Genomic DNA, 20,191 nt, shown 5'->3' on the forward strand with positions numbered 1-20,191 from the left:
ACTACGCAACCACCTGCCCTGACTTTCCACCCTAGACTGACCTACCGAATCAACAACGAATGGGGTGCATCGTGGCAGGACTCTGGCTGTTTTTCATGGCGCTGGCGGTGGTTTACCTGTTGCCGGGCCCGGACATGATTCTGCTGCTGCAGACAGGCGCACGCCAAGGCAGAGGGGCGGCGCTGGCGACAGCAGTGGGCTTGGGCATCGCACGGGGTTGCCACGTGTTACTGGCGGCATTGGGGCTGGCGGCACTGTTCAAGGCTGCGCCCTGGACCTTCGACGTCGTGCGCCTGGCGGGGGCCGCGTACCTGTTATGGATCGGCATTCAGTGCTTGCGAACCACGATGCTGCCCAACTTGGACGACGCGGGTGCAGCCTGTGGAAAACCACGTTGGCGCGAAGCGATCCAGCGCGGTCTACTGACTAACCTGCTTAACCCCAAGGCGCTGTTGTTCTGCTCGGTGCTGTTGCCGCAGTTCATCAATCCGCACGCAGGGTCGGTGCTCGCACAATTCGCGACCCTGGGTGTTGTGCTGGTCGGCGTCGGTTTGTTGTTCGACAGCGCCTACGCCTTGGCTGGCGCCGCGCTTGGCCGCTGGCTGCAACGCAGTCCTTCGGCCCAGCGCTTCCAGCAATGGCTGTTTGGCAGCCTGTTGATCGGTTTTGCGGTGCGACTGACTTTTGTTCAACAGGCCTGATTACTGGCGCGCCTTACGCTTGTGACGATTGACCAGCAACAGCGCGAGCGCGGTAAACACCAATACACCGCCCACTTCCAGCCACTTTTTGTACGGCCGTAGCGTCGCCCGGATCGGACTCAACGCCTGGGTGACGTAACGTTTGTCTGCGTTCTGGAAGTCCGGATAAGGGCATCGCTCGCCGAAGAATAGTGCCCAATCCACGTAGGGGCCTTCTTTGACGTAGCGTTGATAGAAGGCACTTTTCTGCTCCTGATCAGTGTTCCACCCTGTCGCCGCACACAACACCGCCGCAAAGGCCTGACTGGTATGAGGCAGGTGATCGGCAGCGCGGCTGGCCAAAGCATTGGCGACATAACGGTAGTGGTAACGCTGATCGGGCTGAGCAGCGCTGGCGTGCTGACGCTTGACCTCCTCTTCAGCCACCAGGGGACCGACCTTGAGTTCGGTGCTTTCAAGGCTGTAGTTACCACCGAACGTGGCATAGTCCGGCGCCATTTCGTATCCCAGGATATCCATCCCCCACTCGCGAGCGATCTTCGCAGCGTTGAACAAAGCCTCGGCACGACGGGTTGGCCACCAAGCGGACTCGGCTTCCTGGCGCAATTGACCATAAGCCTTTGCCTTGTTTTGCAGTTCAGCATCGCCGAAGTACGCCGGCGCTTCATCGTAACGCTCTTCACGCAGCAATCGCCGCCCCAGCAAGTTGCGCAACTTCGCTGCCACCGGCAACGGCACATAGTTGTCGCGATCCTGCTGAGTCAGCGCCGGTGGTGCGGGCACCTGAGTGTCGACGTAATGCTTGAGCTCATCGACAGTCAACACACGCTCGGCGACGGTCGCGGCGTCGAACCAGTAAATGTCGTTGCTGCGATAAAGCTGATCGAACGCTTGCAGATAATCCCCGCGTTGCAACGCCAGGATTGCGCTTTCGCCTTCGACCCGGCACTTGGGCTGAAGCGTTTCAAAGTCCCAGTCAGGCGTTCGCCGCTCACCCCAGGATTCATTCTGCGCAAAGGCCTGGGCCGCTTTGGCGTATGCCGCGGCGGCGGCGGTTTTATCGCCCTCGCGCATCGCCAGTTTCGCCCGCAGCCACCACGCCAGGCCACCGTCGCCGGCGTGTTCCAGAAAAGCTTTGGCGCTGGCGTAGTCGCCCTGTTGATAATTCACCGCCGCCAGTCGATCGGCGTTATCCAGGCTGCCGCGGGTGCTGGCTTGCAGCAGCTTGATCAGTTTTTGTTCGTTCGGCGGTTGATCACCAAATGACCAACCCAACCGGCTGATCAGAGACGCCGTGATCAGTTGCTGTACCGGTTTGCCTTCAAGCAATGCGGCCAGTTGCTCGTCAGGCATCGCCGCCAGATCCGCCACCAACAGTTTCAGCGAGGTGTAACCCACCGCCGAACCGTGGAGGTTTTGCGTGGCATAGAGCTCAATGGCTCGGTTCCAGTCACCCGCCGTGCGCGCCACGCGTGCTTCTTCGCCGAGGCTGGCAACGCCCAGTTCCAACGGGTCGCTGAAACCATCAATGCTCAGTTGCCGAGCCTGCTCGAACGCTTTGCGCGATGGCGTCAGCAGGTCGGGCTTCGCGTCCGCTTCGGCGCTCATGGCAAACAGCGCGCGGCCCAGCGAATACGCGGCCCAGGTGCTGCGTAACGCGCGCTGATCCGCAGGTAGCGCCAGCACTTTCTGGAAGTACTCGGCGGCCAATCCAGGGTCACCCGCGTTGAACGCCACGGCGCCCGCGAGATAGAGCACGAGTTCAGTCGGCAGACTCGCGCCCTGTGCTTCTACCTGATGAGCATCGGTCAAACTGCGCAACTGTTTGACCTGCGCTTGCTGTTCCACGGTCAGACCAGCCTGCTCGGCCTTGTCCCGCTGCTCGGCATAGTCGGTTGCGTCCATGCTGTTGTAGACGACTTCGGTGACGTTCTTCAGACCCGCAATCGCATGCCCGAGACGATTGATCTCGAACCGGAAGTTGCCTTCCGGCAACTCCGCCAGCGACTGGCCCCGGTTGTCGAGCAGACGCATGGGGAAATCCGGCCCGCAGGCCAATGCCGAACCCAGCGGCAAGCTGAGGCTCAGGCAGAGCAAATGGCGGGGCCAGTTACGGGTGAACATTTGAACCTCCTTGATCAATGTGGGTGCAACGCGCCCAACCGATGGCGCGCTCCCCGCCGGCAGGTATTCGCCCGTCGCGCAGGCGGGTGAAGGTAAGCAGATCCGGGCTCTGTTGCAACGCATAACCGGCCAGGGCGTCGGCGCCCTCACAACCTCGCACCGCGAGCGTCAGACGCTCGGGCCAGACACCGTCGAGGTTGCCTTGATTGCTGATGCTGACGTCATAGAGGCCATCCTGCGCCGAGAGTTTCAGCATCAGGCGACTGTCGAGGATGTCGCCGCGGGCCACGGCGCCCAAGGTGGTCAGGCTCCAGGCCCGACGATCCTGGGCCAGGGGCAAGCGAAACCAGATCAGGCCGGCCAGATGCACCGGCGGATCGTTGCGTAATTCAGTGGCCAGTGTGCGCAGTTGCTGTGGATCGGCCAGCAATTCCCGACGCTCGCCGCCACGTTCCACCGGCACTTCACTCTCCACCAGCGGTGCGCCGTCGGTCTGCGGTAACAACGCCACGCCATAAGCCGGCAGCGCCAGGTAAAAAGGTTTCGAAGTGATGTGGCCCCACGCCTTCGCCCATGTTTGCGCCTGTTCCGGGTCAAACAAGCCCCTGCGCGGATCGCTCACTGCATGCACCTGCAACACGCTGCTATCGACTGTGGATAACAATGCCGGCAGTTCGCGGCTGCCGAGCCAGGCGGGTAATGCCGTAATACTAAGCGGCATGGAGGCCGGAAGACTTCCGCGCAACGCTGTGAGAAATTTCCGATACGCCGGTAGCCGGGCGTTGCCAGCATCGTGGTCGATTTCCACACCGGTGACGATCAGCCCTTGCGCTTGCCAATCATCAAGCACCTGGCCGATCTGTGCGGTCACTTCGTCCTGGTCCAGCGACTTGAGCTGGCCATCGAGGCGAATCACCGCAATCAGCGGCCGGCCATCCTGTTTGAGCAGCGCCGCATCGATTCGCGCCCGACTCCAACCCGCCCGGGGGAAGGCCTGCAACGCCAACACTCGCAGCGTGGAAAAGTCCGCACGACTGTCTTTGAGTGCAGCTTCGTGGGCGGGCGTCCATTGCCGTTGCCAAACGTAGAGTTGTTGATCAAGCGGCGGCGCGTCCTGTCGTTCGCAACCGGCAAGCAACGCCACCATCACCAGCAAGCCCGACAGGCGAGCGAGAAAAACCATAAAGCATCCTTTGTATCTGCTGAAGGCAGCGTCCGTGAGATGCTACAGGTCGAGCACCAAAGGCTGCGAGCCCTGCGCCGGAATCGCACAACAAATCAGGACGCTTCCTTCATCCGGCACTTCCGCTGGCGGCTGTGGATAATTCACCTGGCCGCTGATCAGGCGGGTCTTGCAGGTCCCACAGGAGCCGCCGCGGCAACTGAATTCCGGACGCAAGCCACGGCTTTCCGCCAACTCCAGCAAACTGCCGCCATCGGGTTGCCAGCGGGCTTCTTTGGCCGAGCGCTGGAACACCACCGGCACCGAGGTGGTTGCGGCGGGCGGTTGCTCGATGACCACCGCGTCGGGGTCCGGCTGGCGACGCAAGGTCGACGGGCCGAAGGTTTCGGCGTGAATCCTGCTGTCACGGATGTCTAGTCCCCGAAGGCTGTCGTACAGCCCTTGGGTAAAACTGCCCGGGCCGCAGAGGACAAAGTCCAGCTGATCGTAGTCCTCCTCTTCAAGGATGGACTGGAGCAAAGCCGTGTCGATCCGTCCGGTCAAATCAAAGTCTTCGCCCTCGTGAGCATCGGCCTCCGGCTGACTGAGCAGACGCAACACCCGCACCGCGCCACCCGCACTCTCGAGCAGGCGATCGAGCTCGGGTCGAAACGGTTGATCGGCCAACGTGCGCGAACTCTGGAAAAACCATGTCGGACGAATGTGCCGGGTGCGCAGGCCTTGATACACCACCTCCCGCACCATCGACAGCAGCGGCGTAATGCCTACCCCGGCAGCCAACAACACCAGCGGCCGACGTTCATGGGCTGCCACGCTGAAATGCCCCTGCGGTGCACGGGCTTCCAGCAGATCACCAACTCGAACCTGCTCATGCAGGTACGACGACACCAGCCCTTCACGTTTTACGCTGATACGGAAAAAGTCATCGGACGGCGCGCTCGACAAGCTGTAAGTGCGAATATGCACCTCATCGCCAATGTTGAACCGCAGTGGCAAATGCTGCCCCGCCTGAAATACCGGCAACCCTGCGTCATCGGCGGGCTCCAGATAGATTGAGCGGATGTTGTGGCTTTCCGCTTCGATCCGCGCCACTCGCAGCGGCCGCCAACGATCACCCAGGGCCTGGGCTTGCAGACGGGCGCTGGCCTGTTCCCAGGTGCCGGTCAGCAGACTGGTGGGTGAAACGCCATCGAAGCGCCAACGCAAAGCCAACGCGGCCGGCCGGCGCACCACCTGCTCCACCTCGAATGTCCACAGGCGCTCGGCGCCTTGAAAGGCTTCGACCTGCGGGCCTTCAAGGATGACTTCGGTACGACCACTGAGGTGCAGCAAGTCGCCCGAGTTGAAATCGATAAACAGCAAACCTGCCCGGGGATTGATCAGCAGATTGCCCAAGGTATTGAAGAACAGGTTGCCGGCGAAGTCCGGGATGGTGAGGCGATTACCTTCCACCCGTACGAAACCGGATTGGCCGCCGCGGTGGGAAACGTCCACTGAGCGCTGGCCATCAATATCCACATAACTCGCGACGAACAACGTGTCGGCGTCGGCGATCATGGCTTTGGCCGCGTCATCCAGGCCATTCAGGTGTTGCGCAATGCGCGTCGCCGGATCCGCCAGCGGCACCGAGCGAAACTGGCGCAATTGAATGTATTGCGGACAGTTGCCGAAGGACTGTTCGACCGTGACAGCAAAACCCTCCGCCGTTACGGCGCCGACGCGACCATTGAGGCGGTTGCGCCGCCGTGTATGCAATTCGATTCCCAGCAATCCGATCGCCGCGCCATCGCGCAATTGCGCAGGGTCATCCGCCCCCGGCAGGCTGTTGAACTGCAACGCATCCGGCTCGGGCGAGTGGGCGAAACCCGGTGGCCCTTCGAGAATGCTGGCCCAAGGATTACCGTCGGCGTCCACCGCGCCGTACAGCATGAACGGCAGTTGCTCATAGAATGTACGGTGCTGGTCCGGCATCTCGGTGCGAACCACCCTACGCCCCAACGTCTCCATTCGCTCGGCAACACCGACGTGTGCCTGCATCTGTTTCTCGCCAGCGTGCCAAGGTGAACGGTCCATAACGGCTTCTCCCCGCGCATGAGCGCAGTGTGGACGGCCCGACAAGGTCGGGCCGCAGCATCAGGCAGTTTTTTGCAGGCCGACGACGGTGCGTGGCATAGCGACAAAACCAGGCAAGGCTTCGATACGCGCGAGCCAGGCTCGTACATTGGCGTAGTTTTCGAGCGACACATTGCCTTCGGGCGCATGGGCGATGTAGCTGTAGGCCGCGACGTCGGCAATGGTCGGTTCGGTGCCAACCAGATAAGGCGAAGCCGCCAGTTCCTGATCGATCTGTTTGAGCCAGATGTGAGAGTAGGCAATCACCTCTTCAGCGTTATATGCCGCACCAAACACAGTGATCAGCCTTGCTCTGGCCGGACCAAAGGCAATCGGGCCGGCCGCCACAGACAACCAGCGTTGCACCTTCGCCGCGCCAACCGGGTCGGCCGGCAACCAGCGACCGTTGCCATATTTTTGCGCCAGATAAACCAGGATTGCGTTGGAGTCGGCCAGCACCACGCCTTGATCATCAATGGCCGGAACCTGCCCGAAAGGATTAATCGCCAGGTAATCCGGCTGTTTGTGCGCGCCTTTGGCCAGATCAACCAGGATAAGCTCGGTCGGCAGTTGCAGCAGGGACAGCATCAGTTCCACACGGTGAGCATGGCCGGAGCGCGGGAAGTTATAGAGTTTGATCGCTTGCATGGTCGACTCCACTGGGGTGATGGTGCCGTCCAGGACAGATCAGCACCGATGGCCGCTATCTTCCACCCGCAACCAAAACAACAGAATAGTCAGCAAGTGCAATCCATTATTTCACCCAGTGAAATAAACCATCAGCCCTGCAAGTCCGGGTGTTCCCGCAAGGCCTTCACGGTGAAGTCCACAAAACTGCGAATCCGCGCGGGAGCGTTACGCCCGCCCTGGTAAACGACATGGATGGGCAGCGGCGGCAGTTCGAAGTCAGCCAAAACGATTTCCAGCTCTGCGGACGCGACTTTGCTGGCGACCTGATAAGACAGGACGCGGGTGAATCCCAACCCCAGGCACGCGGCCGTAATGGCGGCCTGATTCGCCGTCACCACCAGGCGTGGTTCCGGTCGAACATTCAGTGGCGCTCCGGCTTCAAGAAAGGGCCAGCTTTTCATTTGACCGATAGCGGACGTCGCAATAACCGCTGCGCGGGTCAGATCCTGAGGATGGGTCGGCCTGCCATGCGCCTCAAGAAATTGCGGAGAAGCACAAATCACCCGGCGCACTTCACCGACGCGAATCGCATGCTGATTACTGTCGGGCAGCTCACCGATACGCACCGCCACATCGATCCCCTCTTCGACCATGCTCACCACTCGATCGACCAGCAACCCATTGATGCAGACCTCAGGAAACTGTGTCAGATAACTCACCATCACCGGCGTGACAAACAAATCGCCAAACAATACTGGCGCCGTAATCGTCAGTTGCCCGCGAGGCTCTGCGTGACTGCCCGCCGCCGAGTCCTCCGCTTCCTGCACCTCAGCGAGAATTCTCCGACAGTCTTCCAGATACCGCTGACCTGCCTCGCTCAAATGCACACTGCGGGTGGTGCGCGTCAGCAGCAACGTGCCAATGCGTTTTTCCAGCGCGGCCACTGCACGAGTCACACTGGCCGCCGACATACCCAAACGCCGCGCCGCCGCCGAGAAACCTTGGTCCTGGGCTACAGCGGCGAAAACCTGCATTTCCTGGAATCGGTCCACTGGGCATGTCCTCCATTCAGATAAAAATCGCAACCGTCAGGCTGCGATTTTGAGCGCGACGTCGAAAACGACCTAGTCTGACATCACCGGGAAAAGAGTGAGGGCTTGGTCATGGCGAAGAACAAGAAGCGGGCACAAAAGCAGCCAATGGCTGACAGCTCGAAAATGAACAACAAAGACTACCTGAAAGCACTGCGCGAACTGCACGTCGAAACCGTCAAGCTGCAGGAGTGGGTGCGACACAAAGGCATCAAGGTGTGCATCGTTTTTGAGGGGCGCGACGGGGCTGGCAAGGGCGGCACCATCAAGGCGTTGACCGAGCGGGTGAGCCCGCGTGTCTTCCGGGTGATAGCGCTAACCGCACCTACCGAACGCGAGAAAAGTCAGATGTATGTGCAGCGCTACCTGCCGCATCTGCCGGCGGCTGGCGAAGTGGTGATCTTTGATCGCAGTTGGTACAACCGCGCCGGCGTGGAGCGGGTGATGGGGTTCTGCACCCAGGAACAAGTGGATAGCTTCCTGAAGGCCATCCCTCTAGTCGAGCGCGCGATCGTCGATTCAGGTGTCATTCTGATCAAGTACTGGCTGGAAGTGAGTCCGGAGGAGCAGACACGACGGCTTCAGGCTCGCATCAAGGACGGACGCAAAATCTGGAAACTCACCGGCATGGACCTCAAGTCCTACAGCCGCTGGTATGACTATTCACGGGCACGTGACGACATGTTCAAGATGACCGACACCGACCATGCACCGTGGTTGGTGGCCAACTCGAACGACAAGCGACGGGCGCGCCTGAACATCATCACCGACCTGCTCAGTCGCATTCCCTATGAGGATGTTCCGAGGGAAACCGTGAAGTTGCCCAAACGCCAGAAGCCGGGCGGCTATCGAGAACCGGATTACCCACTGCGGTTGATTGCGGAAAAATTCTGAGCTGAATGTAAAAGGGGCAAGATCCTGTCAATGACAGCGACCTCGCCCCTTGTTTCAGCTGTGGATAACTTATTCCACCGTCACCGATTTCGCCAGGTTACGCGGCTGGTCAACGTCCGTGCCTTTCAATACCGCGACGTAGTACGACAGCAACTGCAGCGGAATGGTGTAGAGGATTGGCGACAGGATGTCGTGGATGTGCGGCATGTGCACAACATGGGTGCCTTCGCCGTTGGTCATGCCGGCCTGCTCGTCGGCGAAAACGATCAGTTGGCCGCCACGGGCGCGGACTTCCTGGAGGTTGGACTTCAACTTCTCCAGCAGTTCGTTGTTCGGCGCCACGGTCACCACAGGCATGTCGTTATCCACAAGCGCCAACGGGCCGTGTTTCAGCTCGCCGGCGGGATAGGCTTCGGCGTGGATGTAGGAGATTTCCTTGAGTTTCAAGGCACCTTCCATCGCCACCGGGAACTGCGCGCCACGACCGAGGAACAGCGTGTGATGCTTCTCGGCGAACAACTCGGCGATTTTTTCCACGGTGCTGTTCATCGCCAGAGCTTCGCCAAGACGTGTTGGCAGGCGACGCAGTTCTTCAACCAGGGTGGCTTCGACGCCTTTAGCCAATGTGCCGCGAACCTGACCCAGGGACAGGGTCAACAACAGCAGGCCGACCAGTTGAGTGGTAAACGCTTTGGTCGATGCGACACCGATTTCGCGACCGGCATGCGTCAGCAGAGTCAGGTCGGATTCACGCACCAGCGAGCTGATGCCGACGTTGCAGATAGCCAGGCTGGCGAGGAAACCCAGTTCCTTGGCGTTGCGCAGCGCAGCCAGCGTGTCGGCGGTTTCGCCGGACTGGGAAATGGTCACGAACAGGGTGTCGGGCTGCACCACCACTTTGCGGTAGCGGAATTCACTGGCGACTTCGACCTGGCACGGAATACCGGCCAGTTCTTCGAGCCAGTAACGGGCAACCATGCCGGCGTGATAACTGGTGCCGCAAGCGACGATCTGCACGTTACGCACTTTGGCGAACAACTCGGCGGCCTGTGGGCCGAACGCCTGCACCAGCACGCCGTTCGGGCTCAGACGACCTTCGAGGGTGTGTTGCACAACAGCCGGTTGTTCGTGGATTTCCTTGAGCATGAAGTGACGGAATTCGCCTTTGTCAGCCGCTTCGGCGCCGTCACGGTACTGTACGGTTTCACGGGTGACGGCATTGCCGCTGACGTCCCAGATCTGCACGTTGTCTCGACGAATTTCGGCGATATCGCCTTCTTCCAGGTACATGAAACGGTCAGTGACCTGACGCAGGGCCAACTGGTCGGAGGCGAGAAAGTTTTCCCCCAGACCCAGTCCGATCACCAACGGGCTGCCACTGCGGGCAGCGACCAGGCGATCCGGTTGATCGGCACTGATCACGGCCAGACCGTAAGCACCGTGCAGCTCTTTCACGGTGGCCTTGAGCGCCACGGTCAGATCCTTCAGATCCTTGAGTTTGTGATTCAGCAGATGGGCGATGACTTCGGTGTCGGTGTCCGAGGTGAACACGTAACCCAGCGCCTTGAGTTGTTCGCGCAGGGCTTCATGGTTCTCGATGATGCCGTTGTGCACCACTGCCAGATCGCCGGAGAAATGCGGGTGCGCATTACGCTCGCACGGCGCACCGTGTGTGGCCCAGCGAGTGTGAGCGATACCGAGGCGACCGATCAGCGGTTCGGCTTCAAGTGCCAGTTCCAGCTCGCTGACTTTGCCTGGACGACGCATGCGCTCAAGCTTTGCATCGTTGGTGAAGATCGCCACACCGGCGCTGTCATAGCCACGGTATTCGAGGCGTTTGAGGCCTTCGAGCAGGATGGCGGTGATGTTACGTTCTGCGACTGCGCCGACAATTCCACACATGCTATTTCTCCTGACTGACAGCCGCGCAAATCAAAGTGATGCCGCGGGCCTGAATCTGATCCCGTGCCTCAAGCGGCAGGCGATCATCGGTAATAAGGGTATGGACACTGCTCCAGGGCAGTTCCAGGTTGGGAATCTTGCGGCCGATCTTATCGGCCTCGACCATCACGATCACTTCGCGGGCGACATCGGCCATGACCCGGCTCAGTCCCAGCAATTCATTGAAGGTGGTGGTTCCACGTACCAGGTCGATGCCATCGGCGCCGATGAACAACTGGTCGAAATCGTACGAGCGCAGAACCTGCTCGGCGACCTGCCCCTGGAAGGATTCGGAGTGCGGATCCCAAGTGCCGCCCGTCATCAACAGCACCGGTTCGTGTTCGAGTTCGCTCAGGGCGTTGGCGACGTGCAGGGAATTGGTCATCACCACCAGGCCAGGTTGCTGCCCCAGTTCGGGGATCATCGCAGCGGTCGTGCTGCCGCTGTCGATGATGATCCGTGCATGCTCGCGAATTCGCGTGACGGCAGCGCGGGCGATGGCCTGCTTGTATTTGGAGACTGGCTGACCGATGTCGGCCACCAATTCCTGAGGCATGGTGACGGCACCGCCGTAACGGCGTAGCAACAAGCCATTGCTTTCGAGCGCCGCCAGATCCTTGCGAATCGTAACTTCCGAAGTTTCGAAACGCTTGGCCAGCTCATCCACACTGACTTCGCCCTGCTCATTGAGCAAGGCGAGGATATTGTGACGACGTTGGGGAGTATTGCGTTTCGACATGGCTTAGTAAGTTTCGATTCGAAAGATAACGGAAGCAATCAAAACCTATCGGCGAAACTTCGTCAAGCGAGACGCGACAAAAAGATCTGTGGATAACTCAGCTCTTCTTGATTTTCTCCGGCCGCTTCCAGCCGTCAATGTTCTTCTGGCGTGCACGGCCCACAGCCAATTGTGCGTTATCCACATTCTGCGTAATGGTCGAGCCGGCGGCGGTGGTCGCACCGCTGGAGATATCCACAGGCGCCACCAGCGAGTTGTTGGAACCGATGAACACATCCTCACCCAGGACGGTTTTCCACTTGTTGGCGCCGTCATAGTTGCAGGTGATGGTGCCCGCGCCGATGTTGGTGCGCGCGCCGATTTCGGCATCGCCCAGGTAGGTCAGGTGACCGGCCTTGGCGCCTTCGCCCATATGCGCGTTTTTCAGCTCGACAAAGTTACCCACATGGGCGCGAGCCTCCAGGACTGTGCCGGGACGCAGGCGAGCGAACGGTCCGGCATCGCTGCCTTCTCCAAGAATGGCGCCTTCGATATGACTGTTGGCCTTGATCACCACGCCTTTACGCAGAGTGCTGTCCTTGATCACGCAATTCGGACCGATCACCACGTCGTCTTCGATGACGACTTTGCCTTCGAGGATCACGTTGATGTCGATCAGCACATCGCGGCCGACGGTGACTTCACCACGCACGTCGAAACGCGCCGGGTCACGCAGGGTCACGCCTTGAGCCATCAAACGACGACCCGCGCGCAATTGATAGTGACGCTCAAGTTCAGAGAGCTGCTTGCGATCGTTGGCGCCCTGCACTTCCATGGCGTCGTGAGGCTGTTCGGTCGCCACGACCAAACCGTCGCTGACCGCCATGGCAATCACGTCAGTCAGGTAATACTCGCCTTGGGCGTTGTTGTTGGAGAGACGACTCATCCAGCCACCCAACTGCGCGAACGGCAGCGCCAGGATGCCGGTATTGCCTTCAGTGATCGAGCGCTCGGCTTCGCTGGCGTCTTTTTGCTCGACGATCGCCGTGACCTTGCCGGCGCCATCGCGGACGATGCGGCCATAGCCGGTCGGGTCGTCCAGTTCGACGGTCAGCAAACCCAATTGCTGCGGTGCAACGTGCTTGAGCAGGCGCTGAAGGGTTTCGACTTCGATCAACGGCACGTCGCCGTAAAGAATCAAAACGGTGTCGGACTCAATGAATGGCACGGCTTGAGCTACCGCATGACCAGTACCCAGCTGTTTGTCCTGCAGGACAAAATTCAGATCATCCGCCGCCAGACGCTCACGAACGGCATCGGCACCGTGGCCAATCACCACGTGGATGCGCTGTGGATCAAGTTGTCGAGCGCTGTGGATAACGTGGCCAAGCATCGAGTTGCCGGCAATCGGGTGCAGCACTTTCGGCAATGCCGAACGCATGCGAGTGCCCTGACCAGCAGCGAGGATAACGATTTCAAGAGACATGACTGGCTACCAATCCTGGGGTGGTCAGCGGCTGTGACCAGGTTTATTAAATTCGGAAAAGAAAAAAGGGTAGCCGAGGCTACCCTTTTTAATCAATCGCGCAACAAGTGATGGCCTGTTAGTGGCCGAACTTCTTGCGGATCTGCTGGACGGTGCGCAGCTGAGCTGCAGCCTCGGCCAGACGTGCGGCAGCAGAACCGTAATCGAATTCCGCGCCCCGCTCATGCAAGGCCTTCTCGGCAGCCTTAACGGCTTCCTGAGCGGAGGCTTCGTCCAGGTCGGCAGCTCGTTGCACGGTGTCGGCAAGAACCTTGACCATGTTCGGCTGAACCTCGAGGAAACCACCGGAGATGTAATACACCTCCTCTTCCCCGCCCTGCTTGACCAGGCGGATCGGGCCAGGCTTGAGATTAGTGATCAGTGGCGCGTGGCCCAGGGCGATACCAAGATCACCCAGTGCACCGTGCGCAATCACCATCTCGACCAGGCCGGAAAAGATTTCTCCTTCCGCACTGACGATATCGCAATGGACTGTCATAGCCATCTGATTGCCTCAAACTAAATTAGCGCCCGTTGCCGGGCGCCGGGATTACAGTTTCTTGGCTTTCTCGATCGCTTCTTCGATGCCGCCGACCATGTAGAACGCTTGTTCTGGCAGGTGGTCGTAGTCACCGTTGAGGATGCCTTTGAAGCCAGCAATGGTGTCTTTCAGGGAAACGTATTTACCCGAAGCACCGGTGAAGACTTCAGCCACGAAGAACGGCTGCGACAAGAAACGCTGGATCTTACGAGCACGGTTTACCAACTGCTTGTCGGCTTCCGACAGCTCGTCCATACCCAGGATCGCAATGATGTCCTTCAGTTCTTTGTAACGCTGCAGAACATACTGTACACCGCGAGCGGTGTCGTAGTGGTCCTGGCCGATCACGTTCGGGTCCAGCTGACGCGAAGTCGAGTCGAGTGGATCGACCGCCGGGTAGATACCCAGGGAAGCGATGTCACGGGACAGAACGACGGTGGCGTCCAAGTGGGCGAAGGTGGTCGCTGGCGACGGGTCAGTCAAGTCATCCGCAGGTACGTATACCGCCTGGATCGAGGTGATCGAACCGTTCTTGGTCGAAGTGATACGCTCTTGCAGAGTACCCATCTCTTCGGCCAGGGTCGGCTGGTAACCTACTGCGGAAGGCATACGGCCCAGCAGTGCGGATACTTCAGTACCGGCCAGGGTGTAACGATAGATGTTGTCGACGAACAGCAGAACGTCGTTACCTTCGTCACGGAACTTCTCGGCCATGGTCAGGCCGGTCAATGCTACGCGCAGACGGTTACCCGGCGGCTCGTTCATCTGACCGTAAACCAGTGCCACTTTGTCCAGAACGTTGGAATCCTTCATCTCGTGGTAGAAGTCGTTACCCTCACGAGTACGCTCACCCACACCGGCGAACACGGAATAACCGCTGTGCTCGATGGCGATGTTACGGATCAGTTCCATCATGTTTACGGTTTTGCCTACACCGGCACCACCGAACAGACCGACTTTACCGCCCTTGGCGAACGGGCAAACCAGGTCGATAACCTTGATGCCGGTTTCCAGCAGGTCGTTGCCGCCCGCTTGTTCAGCGAAGGTTGGCGCAGGACGGTGAATGCCCCAACGCTCTTCGGTGTCGATCGGGCCTGCTTCGTCGATCGGGTTGCCCAGTACGTCCATGATCCGGCCCAGCGTCGCTTTACCGACCGGTACGGAGATGGCTGCGCCAGAGTCGGTGACTTCCAGACCGCGCTTCAAGCCCTCGGTGGAACCCATCGCAATGGTACGAACCACGCCGTCGCCCAGCTGCTGCTGAACTTCCAGGGTGGTTTCGGCCGCGCTCACTACTTTCAGCGCGTTGTAGATGCTCGGTACGCTGTCGCGTGGAAATTCCACGTCGATAACGGCGCCGATGATTTGAACGATACGTCCGCTACTCATAGCTGGATCCTCTGAATATTTGAACCGTTAAACCGCGGCAGCGCCGCCGACGATTTCCGAGATCTCTTGGGTGATCGCAGCCTGACGCGCCTTGTTGTAGACCAGCTGCAAATCGCTGATCAAATCACCGGCGTTGTCGGTAGCGTTCTTCATCGCGATCATCCGCGCAGCTTGTTCAGCCGCGTTGTTCTCGACCACCGCCTGGTAGACCTGCGACTCCACGTAACGGACCATCAAGCCGTCAAGCAGCTCTTTGGCGTCCGGTTCGTACAGATAATCCCAGTGGTGCTTGAGTTCTTGATCCGGGGTTGCCACCAGTGGAATCAACTGCTCCACGGTAGGATGTTGCGTCATGGTGTTGATGAACTTGTTGGACACCACGGACAGGCGATCAATACGGCCGTCCAGATAGGCATCCAGCATCACCTTGACGCTGCCGATCAGGTCATTGATCGACGGCTCTTCACCCAGGTGGCTGATAGCTGCTACGACGTTACCGCCGAAGTTGCGGAAGAAAGCCGCACCCTTGCTACCAACAACACACAGATCAATCTCGACGCCGTTTTCGCGGTTTACCGCCATGTCCTTGACCAGAGCCTTGAACAGGTTGGTGTTCAAGCCACCACACAGACCACGGTCACTGCTCACCACGACGTAACCGACGCGCTTTACTTCACGGTCGATCATGAACGGGTGGCGATATTCCGGGTTGGCGTTGGCCAAATGACCAATAACCTGGCGGATGCGCTCCGCGTAAGGACGGCTAGCAGCCATGCGCATTTGTGCCTTGCGCATTTTACTGACCGCCACTTTTTCCATGGCGCTGGTAATCTTTTGCGTGCTTTTGATGCTCGCAATCTTACTGCGAATCTCTTTTGCGCCTGCCATGTAACACCTATCAGGTTAGCAAGCGGGAGCCTTGCGGCCCCCGCTGCGGCTTACCAGGTTTGGGTGGCCTTGAACTTCTCGATACCGGCTTTCATGCCAGCGTCGATTTCGTCATTGAAGTCACCCTTCACGTTGATCTTCGCCATCAAATCGGCGTGATCGCGGTTGAAGAAAGCAATCAGCGCTTGTTCGAAGCTGCCGATCTTGGCGATTTCAACGTCAGTCAGGAACCCACGCTCAGCGGCATACAGCGACAGCGCCATGTCAGCGATCGACATTGGTGCGTATTGCTTCTGCTTCATCAGCTCGGTAACGCGCTGACCATGCTCAAGTTGCTTACGGGTCGCTTCGTCCAGGTCAGAAGCGAACTGGGCGAATGCCGCCAGTTCACGGTACTGAGCCAGAGCGGTACGGATACCACCGGAGAGCTTCTTGATGATCTTGGTCTGAGCGGCACCACCCACACGGGATACCGAAACACCGGCGTTCACAGCAGGACGGATCCCGGAGTTGAACATGGCCGATTCCAGGAAGATCTGACCGTCGGTGATGGAAATCACGTTGGTCGGAACGAACGCGGAAACGTCGCCAGCCTGGGTTTCGATGATCGGCAGTGCGGTCAGGGAACCGGTTTTGCCGGTCACTGCGCCGTTGGTGAACTTCTCTACGTATTCTTCCGAAACGCGGGATGCGCGCTCGAGCAGACGGGAGTGGAGATAGAACACGTCGCCTGGGTAAGCTTCACGGCCTGGTGGACGGCGCAGCAGCAGGGAAATCTGGCGGTAAGCCACTGCTTGCTTGGACAGATCGTCATAAACGATCAGCGCGTCTTCACCGCGGTCGCGGAAGAATTCACCCATGGTGCAACCGGAGTACGGTGCCAGGAATTGCAGTGCTGCAGATTCCGAAGCGCTCGCTGCCACGACGATGGTGTTAGCCAGTGCGCCGTTTTCTTCCAGCTTGCGAACCACGTTGGCGATGGTCGATTGTTTCTGACCGATTGCTACGTAGACGCAGAAAATGCCGCTGTTTTTCTGGTTGATGATCGCGTCGATCGCCAGAGCGGTTTTACCGATCTGACGGTCACCGATGATCAGCTCACGCTGGCCACGGCCGACAGGGATCATGGCATCGACAGCCTTGTAGCCAGTCTGTACAGGCTGGTCTACCGACTTACGCCAGATCACGCCTGGAGCAACTTTCTCGACCGCATCGGTCTCGGTGTTGTTCAGCGGACCTTTGCCGTCAACTGGGTTACCCAGTGCGTCGACTACGCGACCCAGCAGTTCCTTACCAACCGGAACTTCGAGGATGCGGCCGGTGCACTTGGCGCTCATGCCTTCAGCCAGGGACTGGTAGGCGCCCAAAACTACGGCACCAACGGAGTCCTGCTCCAGGTTGAGAGCCATACCGAAGACGCCGCCCGGAAACTCGATCATCTCGCCGTACATTACGTCGGCCAGACCGTGAATCCGCACGATACCGTCAGATACGCTGACGACAGTGCCTTCGTTACGGGCTTGGGAGGTCACATCGAGCTTGTCGATGCGGCCCTTGATAATTTCACTTATTTCGGAAGGATTGAGTTGCTGCATTGCTCTGCTGCCCCTTCAAACTCAAGATTTCAATGCTTCGGCAAGGTTCGCGAGTTTGCCGCGAACCGAGCCATCGATAACCAGGTCGCCGGCGCGGATGACAATGCCCCCAATAAGGGATTTGTCTTCCTCGACTTGCAGGCGCACTTCCCGGTTGAGTCGTGCACTGAGAACCTTGGCGAGTTTGTCTTGCTGTTCTTGGTTCAATGCAAAAGCACTGGTCACTTCAACGTCTACCGACTTCTCTTGTTCGGCCTTGTACAGGTCGAACAGAGCGGATATCTCCGGCAACAGCGGGAGACGGTCGTTTTCGGCAACGACGTTGATGAAGTTCTGTGCCTTCACATCAAACTTGTCGCCGCACACGTCAATAAACGTGGCGGCCTTGTCTGCGCTCGTCAGTCGCGGGGCCTTGAGCACGCGCTGCATGGTGTCGTCTTGCGACACTGCTGCAGCCAGGCCGAGCATGGCTGACCAAGAGGCCAGTTGCTGGTGGGCCTGGGCGTGCTCGAAGGCTGCCTTAGCGTAAGGTCGGGCCAACGTGGTCAATTCTGCCATGATCGCCCTCGCTTAAATTTCAGCAGCCAGTTTGTTAACCAGCTCCGCGTGCGCGTTTTGATCGATTGTGGCACCCAGGATCTTCTCGGCGCCGCCGACGGCCAGTGCACCCAGTTGGGCACGCAGCGCGTCTTTGACACTGTTCAGTTCCTGCTCGATCTCGGCCTGAGCCTGAACCTTCACACGGTCAGCGTCGATACGGGCTTTTTCAACAGCCTCTTCAACGATCTGGTTACCGCGTTTCTTGGCTTGCTCAATGATTTCAGCTGCCTGAGCCTTAGCTTCGCGCAGTTGTTGACCCGCTTTATCTTGGGCCAACTCCAGGTCGCGAGCTGCTCGGGCGGCAGCGTCCAGTCCATCCGCGATCTTCTTCTGACGTTCGTGCAAAGCCGCGATGACCGGAGGCCACACGAACTTCATGCAAAACAGTACAAAAATGAAGAACGCAACGGACTGGCCAATCAGGGTTGCATTAATGTTCACGCCAACACCTCGCTCGTTCGTTGCACATCAAACCAATCACTCGAAGGTTCGAGTGATTAGCCAGCGAGTTGACCAACGAATGGGTTCGCGAAGGTGAAGAACAGAGCGATACCAACACCGATCATGGTTACGGCGTCGAGCAGACCGGCAACGATGAACATTTTAACTTGGAGCATTGGAACCATTTCTGGCTGACGCGCTGCGCCTTCCAGGAACTTGCCGCCCAACAGGCCGAAACCAATTGCGGTACCCAGTGCGCCCAGGCCGATCAACAGTGCAACAGCGATAGCGGTTAGACCAACTACAGTTTCCATCTTTCCTCCCGACTTTTACGTCGTATGGTTTAGGTTTTTTAGATTTTAAAGCGGTAAAACAAATCGTTTCATAGCCCTGTTCGGGCACCCACCCGTTTGACCGGGTGGGACATCAGACTAGTCGAGACTGGTCTTAATGGTTCTCTTCGTGCGCCATCGACAGGTAAACGATGGTCAGCATCATGAAGATAAACGCCTGCAGGGTGATGATCAGGATGTGGAACACAGCCCACGCCCACTGCAGAACTATGCCCAGGCCGCTAAGCCAGAGCAGACCGCTGCCGAACATCACAGCAATCAGAATGAAGACCAGTTCGCCGGCGTACATGTTGCCGAACAGACGCAGTGCCAGCGAGATTGGCTTGGCCACCAGCGTCACGAACTCCAGCAGGAAGTTCACCGGAATCAGCAGGGCCTGAACGAAGATGTTCTTGCTGCCGAACGGGTGCAGGGTCAGTTCGCCGATGAAGCCGCCGATACCCTTGACCTTGATGCTGTAGAAAATGATCAACGCGAACACCGACAGGGCCATGCCCAGGGTAGCGTTCGGGTCAGTGGTCGATACGGCACGGAATGGAATGTGCGCATCACCAGTGATCAGGATGGCCAGCTGAGGAATCCAGTCGACCGGGATCAGGTCGACGGCGTTCATCAGGAAGACCCAGACGAAGATGGTCAGTGCCAGCGGTGCAATCACCGGGCTACGGCCATGGAAGCTGTCTTTCACGCTGCCATCGACGAATTCGACCAATACTTCAACGAAGTTCTGCAAAGCACCAGGCTGACCGGAAGTCGCCTTCTTCGCCGCCATGCGGAAAAGAAGAACGAAGATCAGACCCAAAGCGACCGACCAGCCGAGAGTATCGACGTGGAAAGCCCAGAAGCCCATTTCTTTGGCTTCTGCTGCGGTGTGGGCAAAACCCCACCCGCCGGTTGGGTGCTGACCGAAGGTCAGGTTCTGCAAGTGGTGCTGGATATAGCCCGAAGCGGTTGTTTCTGCCATGGTTGCCTCAAACGCCCTAAGGTCTCGAAAGTCTTGTTCTCATCAGCAGGGGCGCGAACCAGCTGACCAGTTGGGTCAACACGAAGACGCCGAATACTGCTAGCGGCGCCAATGGCTTCACACCTGCGAACGTCAATGCAAAGAGCACTGCCGTCAAAATCAGTTTGCCCGCCTCACCGGCATAAAAAGACCGGACGATGGCTTGAGCTGCTCGGGCGCCGGAAAACCGAAATGCCCTGTGAGCGAAATAAACATTGGGTAGCAAGGCTATCAGGCCTCCGCAGAGTCCCGAGTACCCGGCAACGACTCCGTGCCATTGCCAGAGCGCCAAAGCGGCGATCAGCAAAACGACAAACTGAGCCATCAACACCGGGAAAACTGCCAGGCGATGGAACGGCAAGCGGTTTGGCGTGCGGCTTTCCATCACAATTACTCCCCAATGGTCGGCTGCCAGAATTCAATAACTTGGCATAATTTGTGCCGACAAAATGCGCGCAGAGT

The 20,191-nt window shown here is 58.8% G+C and carries 19 protein-coding genes; 2 read left to right on the forward strand and 17 right to left on the reverse strand.

The features are described from left to right. Positions 1–71 precede the first annotated feature (71 nt). The gene (locus ACM6I5_RS23570) at positions 72–701 is read left to right on the forward strand and encodes a LysE family translocator (protein ID WP_031319186.1); all 630 of its coding nucleotides are present in this window, start codon (positions 72–74) and stop codon (positions 699–701) included. Here ACM6I5_RS23570 and ACM6I5_RS23575 read toward each other — a convergent pair whose 3' ends face one another. The 5 genes from ACM6I5_RS23575 to ACM6I5_RS23595 form a co-directional block, all read right to left on the reverse strand. Further along, positions 702–2,825 carry a hypothetical protein gene (locus ACM6I5_RS23575; RefSeq protein ID WP_414884813.1) on the reverse strand — a complete coding sequence of 708 codons (2,124 nt, stop codon included), beginning with the start codon at positions 2,823–2,825 and terminating at the stop codon, positions 702–704. Next, entirely contained in the window at positions 2,812–4,008 is a 1,197-nt protein-coding gene (locus tag ACM6I5_RS23580; RefSeq protein ID WP_414884814.1) for a DUF3142 domain-containing protein, read from the reverse strand. The genes ACM6I5_RS23575 and ACM6I5_RS23580 overlap by 14 nt, the downstream gene beginning before the upstream one ends. 42 nt (positions 4,009–4,050) lie before the next feature. Further along, positions 4,051–6,081 (reverse strand): pyridoxamine 5'-phosphate oxidase family protein, encoded by a 2,031-nt coding sequence (locus ACM6I5_RS23585; protein ID WP_414884815.1) that lies wholly within the window; start codon positions 6,079–6,081, stop codon positions 4,051–4,053. Positions 6,082–6,141: 60 nt separating this feature from the next. After that, the gene (locus tag ACM6I5_RS23590) at positions 6,142–6,768 is read right to left on the reverse strand and encodes a glutathione S-transferase family protein (RefSeq protein WP_414884816.1); all 627 of its coding nucleotides are present in this window, start codon (positions 6,766–6,768) and stop codon (positions 6,142–6,144) included. Between the two features lie 131 nt (positions 6,769–6,899). Further along, a complete protein-coding gene (locus ACM6I5_RS23595; protein WP_017341623.1) occupies positions 6,900–7,802 on the reverse strand; it encodes a LysR family transcriptional regulator in 903 nt (300 codons plus the stop codon). A gap of 111 nt (positions 7,803–7,913) precedes the next feature. On the opposite strand from ACM6I5_RS23595, the gene ppk2 reads away from it, so the two are divergent. Next, on the forward strand, positions 7,914–8,735 hold the full coding sequence (gene ppk2, locus ACM6I5_RS23600; RefSeq protein ID WP_017341624.1) for a polyphosphate kinase 2: 822 nt from the start codon (positions 7,914–7,916) through the stop codon (positions 8,733–8,735). 69 nt (positions 8,736–8,804) lie between these two features. On the opposite strand, the gene glmS is transcribed toward ppk2, so the two are convergent. The 12 genes from glmS to ACM6I5_RS23660 all read right to left on the reverse strand — a co-directional run bounded on the left by glmS (position 8,805) and on the right by ACM6I5_RS23660 (position 20,114). Continuing rightward, positions 8,805–10,637 carry a glutamine--fructose-6-phosphate transaminase (isomerizing) gene (glmS, locus tag ACM6I5_RS23605; RefSeq protein ID WP_414884817.1) on the reverse strand — a complete coding sequence of 611 codons (1,833 nt, stop codon included), beginning with the start codon at positions 10,635–10,637 and terminating at the stop codon, positions 8,805–8,807. Between the two features lies 1 nt (position 10,638). Further along, positions 10,639–11,415 carry a DeoR/GlpR family DNA-binding transcription regulator gene (locus tag ACM6I5_RS23610; RefSeq protein ID WP_017341696.1) on the reverse strand — a complete coding sequence of 259 codons (777 nt, stop codon included), beginning with the start codon at positions 11,413–11,415 and terminating at the stop codon, positions 10,639–10,641. A 97-nt stretch (positions 11,416–11,512) separates the two neighbouring features. Continuing rightward, positions 11,513–12,880, reverse strand: a complete 1,368-nt coding sequence (gene glmU / locus ACM6I5_RS23615) for a bifunctional UDP-N-acetylglucosamine diphosphorylase/glucosamine-1-phosphate N-acetyltransferase GlmU (protein WP_017341697.1) — start codon at positions 12,878–12,880, stop codon at positions 11,513–11,515. A gap of 118 nt (positions 12,881–12,998) precedes the next feature. Next, complete coding sequence (locus tag ACM6I5_RS23620) at positions 12,999–13,424, reverse strand: F0F1 ATP synthase subunit epsilon (RefSeq protein ID WP_007969909.1); 426 nt, start codon at positions 13,422–13,424, stop codon at positions 12,999–13,001. A gap of 45 nt (positions 13,425–13,469) precedes the next feature. Further along, positions 13,470–14,849: a F0F1 ATP synthase subunit beta gene (atpD, locus tag ACM6I5_RS23625; RefSeq protein ID WP_008155715.1), complete on the reverse strand. Its 1,380-nt coding sequence runs from the start codon at positions 14,847–14,849 to the stop codon at positions 13,470–13,472. Between the two features lie 27 nt (positions 14,850–14,876). Next, complete coding sequence (atpG, locus tag ACM6I5_RS23630) at positions 14,877–15,737, reverse strand: F0F1 ATP synthase subunit gamma (RefSeq protein ID WP_017341698.1); 861 nt, start codon at positions 15,735–15,737, stop codon at positions 14,877–14,879. Between the two features lie 50 nt (positions 15,738–15,787). Beyond that, positions 15,788–17,332, reverse strand: coding sequence for a F0F1 ATP synthase subunit alpha (atpA, locus tag ACM6I5_RS23635; protein WP_017341699.1), 1,545 nt, complete (start codon positions 17,330–17,332; stop codon positions 15,788–15,790). A 21-nt stretch (positions 17,333–17,353) separates the two neighbouring features. After that, positions 17,354–17,890 (reverse strand): F0F1 ATP synthase subunit delta, encoded by a 537-nt coding sequence (locus ACM6I5_RS23640; protein WP_017341700.1) that lies wholly within the window; start codon positions 17,888–17,890, stop codon positions 17,354–17,356. 12 nt (positions 17,891–17,902) lie between these two features. Then, positions 17,903–18,373: a F0F1 ATP synthase subunit B gene (locus ACM6I5_RS23645; RefSeq protein WP_008027535.1), complete on the reverse strand. Its 471-nt coding sequence runs from the start codon at positions 18,371–18,373 to the stop codon at positions 17,903–17,905. Between the two features lie 56 nt (positions 18,374–18,429). Beyond that, positions 18,430–18,687, reverse strand: coding sequence for a F0F1 ATP synthase subunit C (atpE, locus tag ACM6I5_RS23650; protein WP_002555987.1), 258 nt, complete (start codon positions 18,685–18,687; stop codon positions 18,430–18,432). Positions 18,688–18,820: 133 nt separating this feature from the next. Beyond that, entirely contained in the window at positions 18,821–19,690 is an 870-nt protein-coding gene (atpB, locus tag ACM6I5_RS23655) for a F0F1 ATP synthase subunit A (protein WP_017341701.1), read from the reverse strand. A 16-nt stretch (positions 19,691–19,706) separates the two neighbouring features. Then, positions 19,707–20,114 carry a F0F1 ATP synthase subunit I gene (locus tag ACM6I5_RS23660; protein WP_010465473.1) on the reverse strand — a complete coding sequence of 136 codons (408 nt, stop codon included), beginning with the start codon at positions 20,112–20,114 and terminating at the stop codon, positions 19,707–19,709. Positions 20,115–20,191 lie beyond the last annotated feature (77 nt).

This window comes from Pseudomonas sp. IT-P171, from assembly GCF_949767765.1.
GTDB lineage: Bacteria > Pseudomonadota > Gammaproteobacteria > Pseudomonadales > Pseudomonadaceae > Aquipseudomonas > Aquipseudomonas fluorescens_B.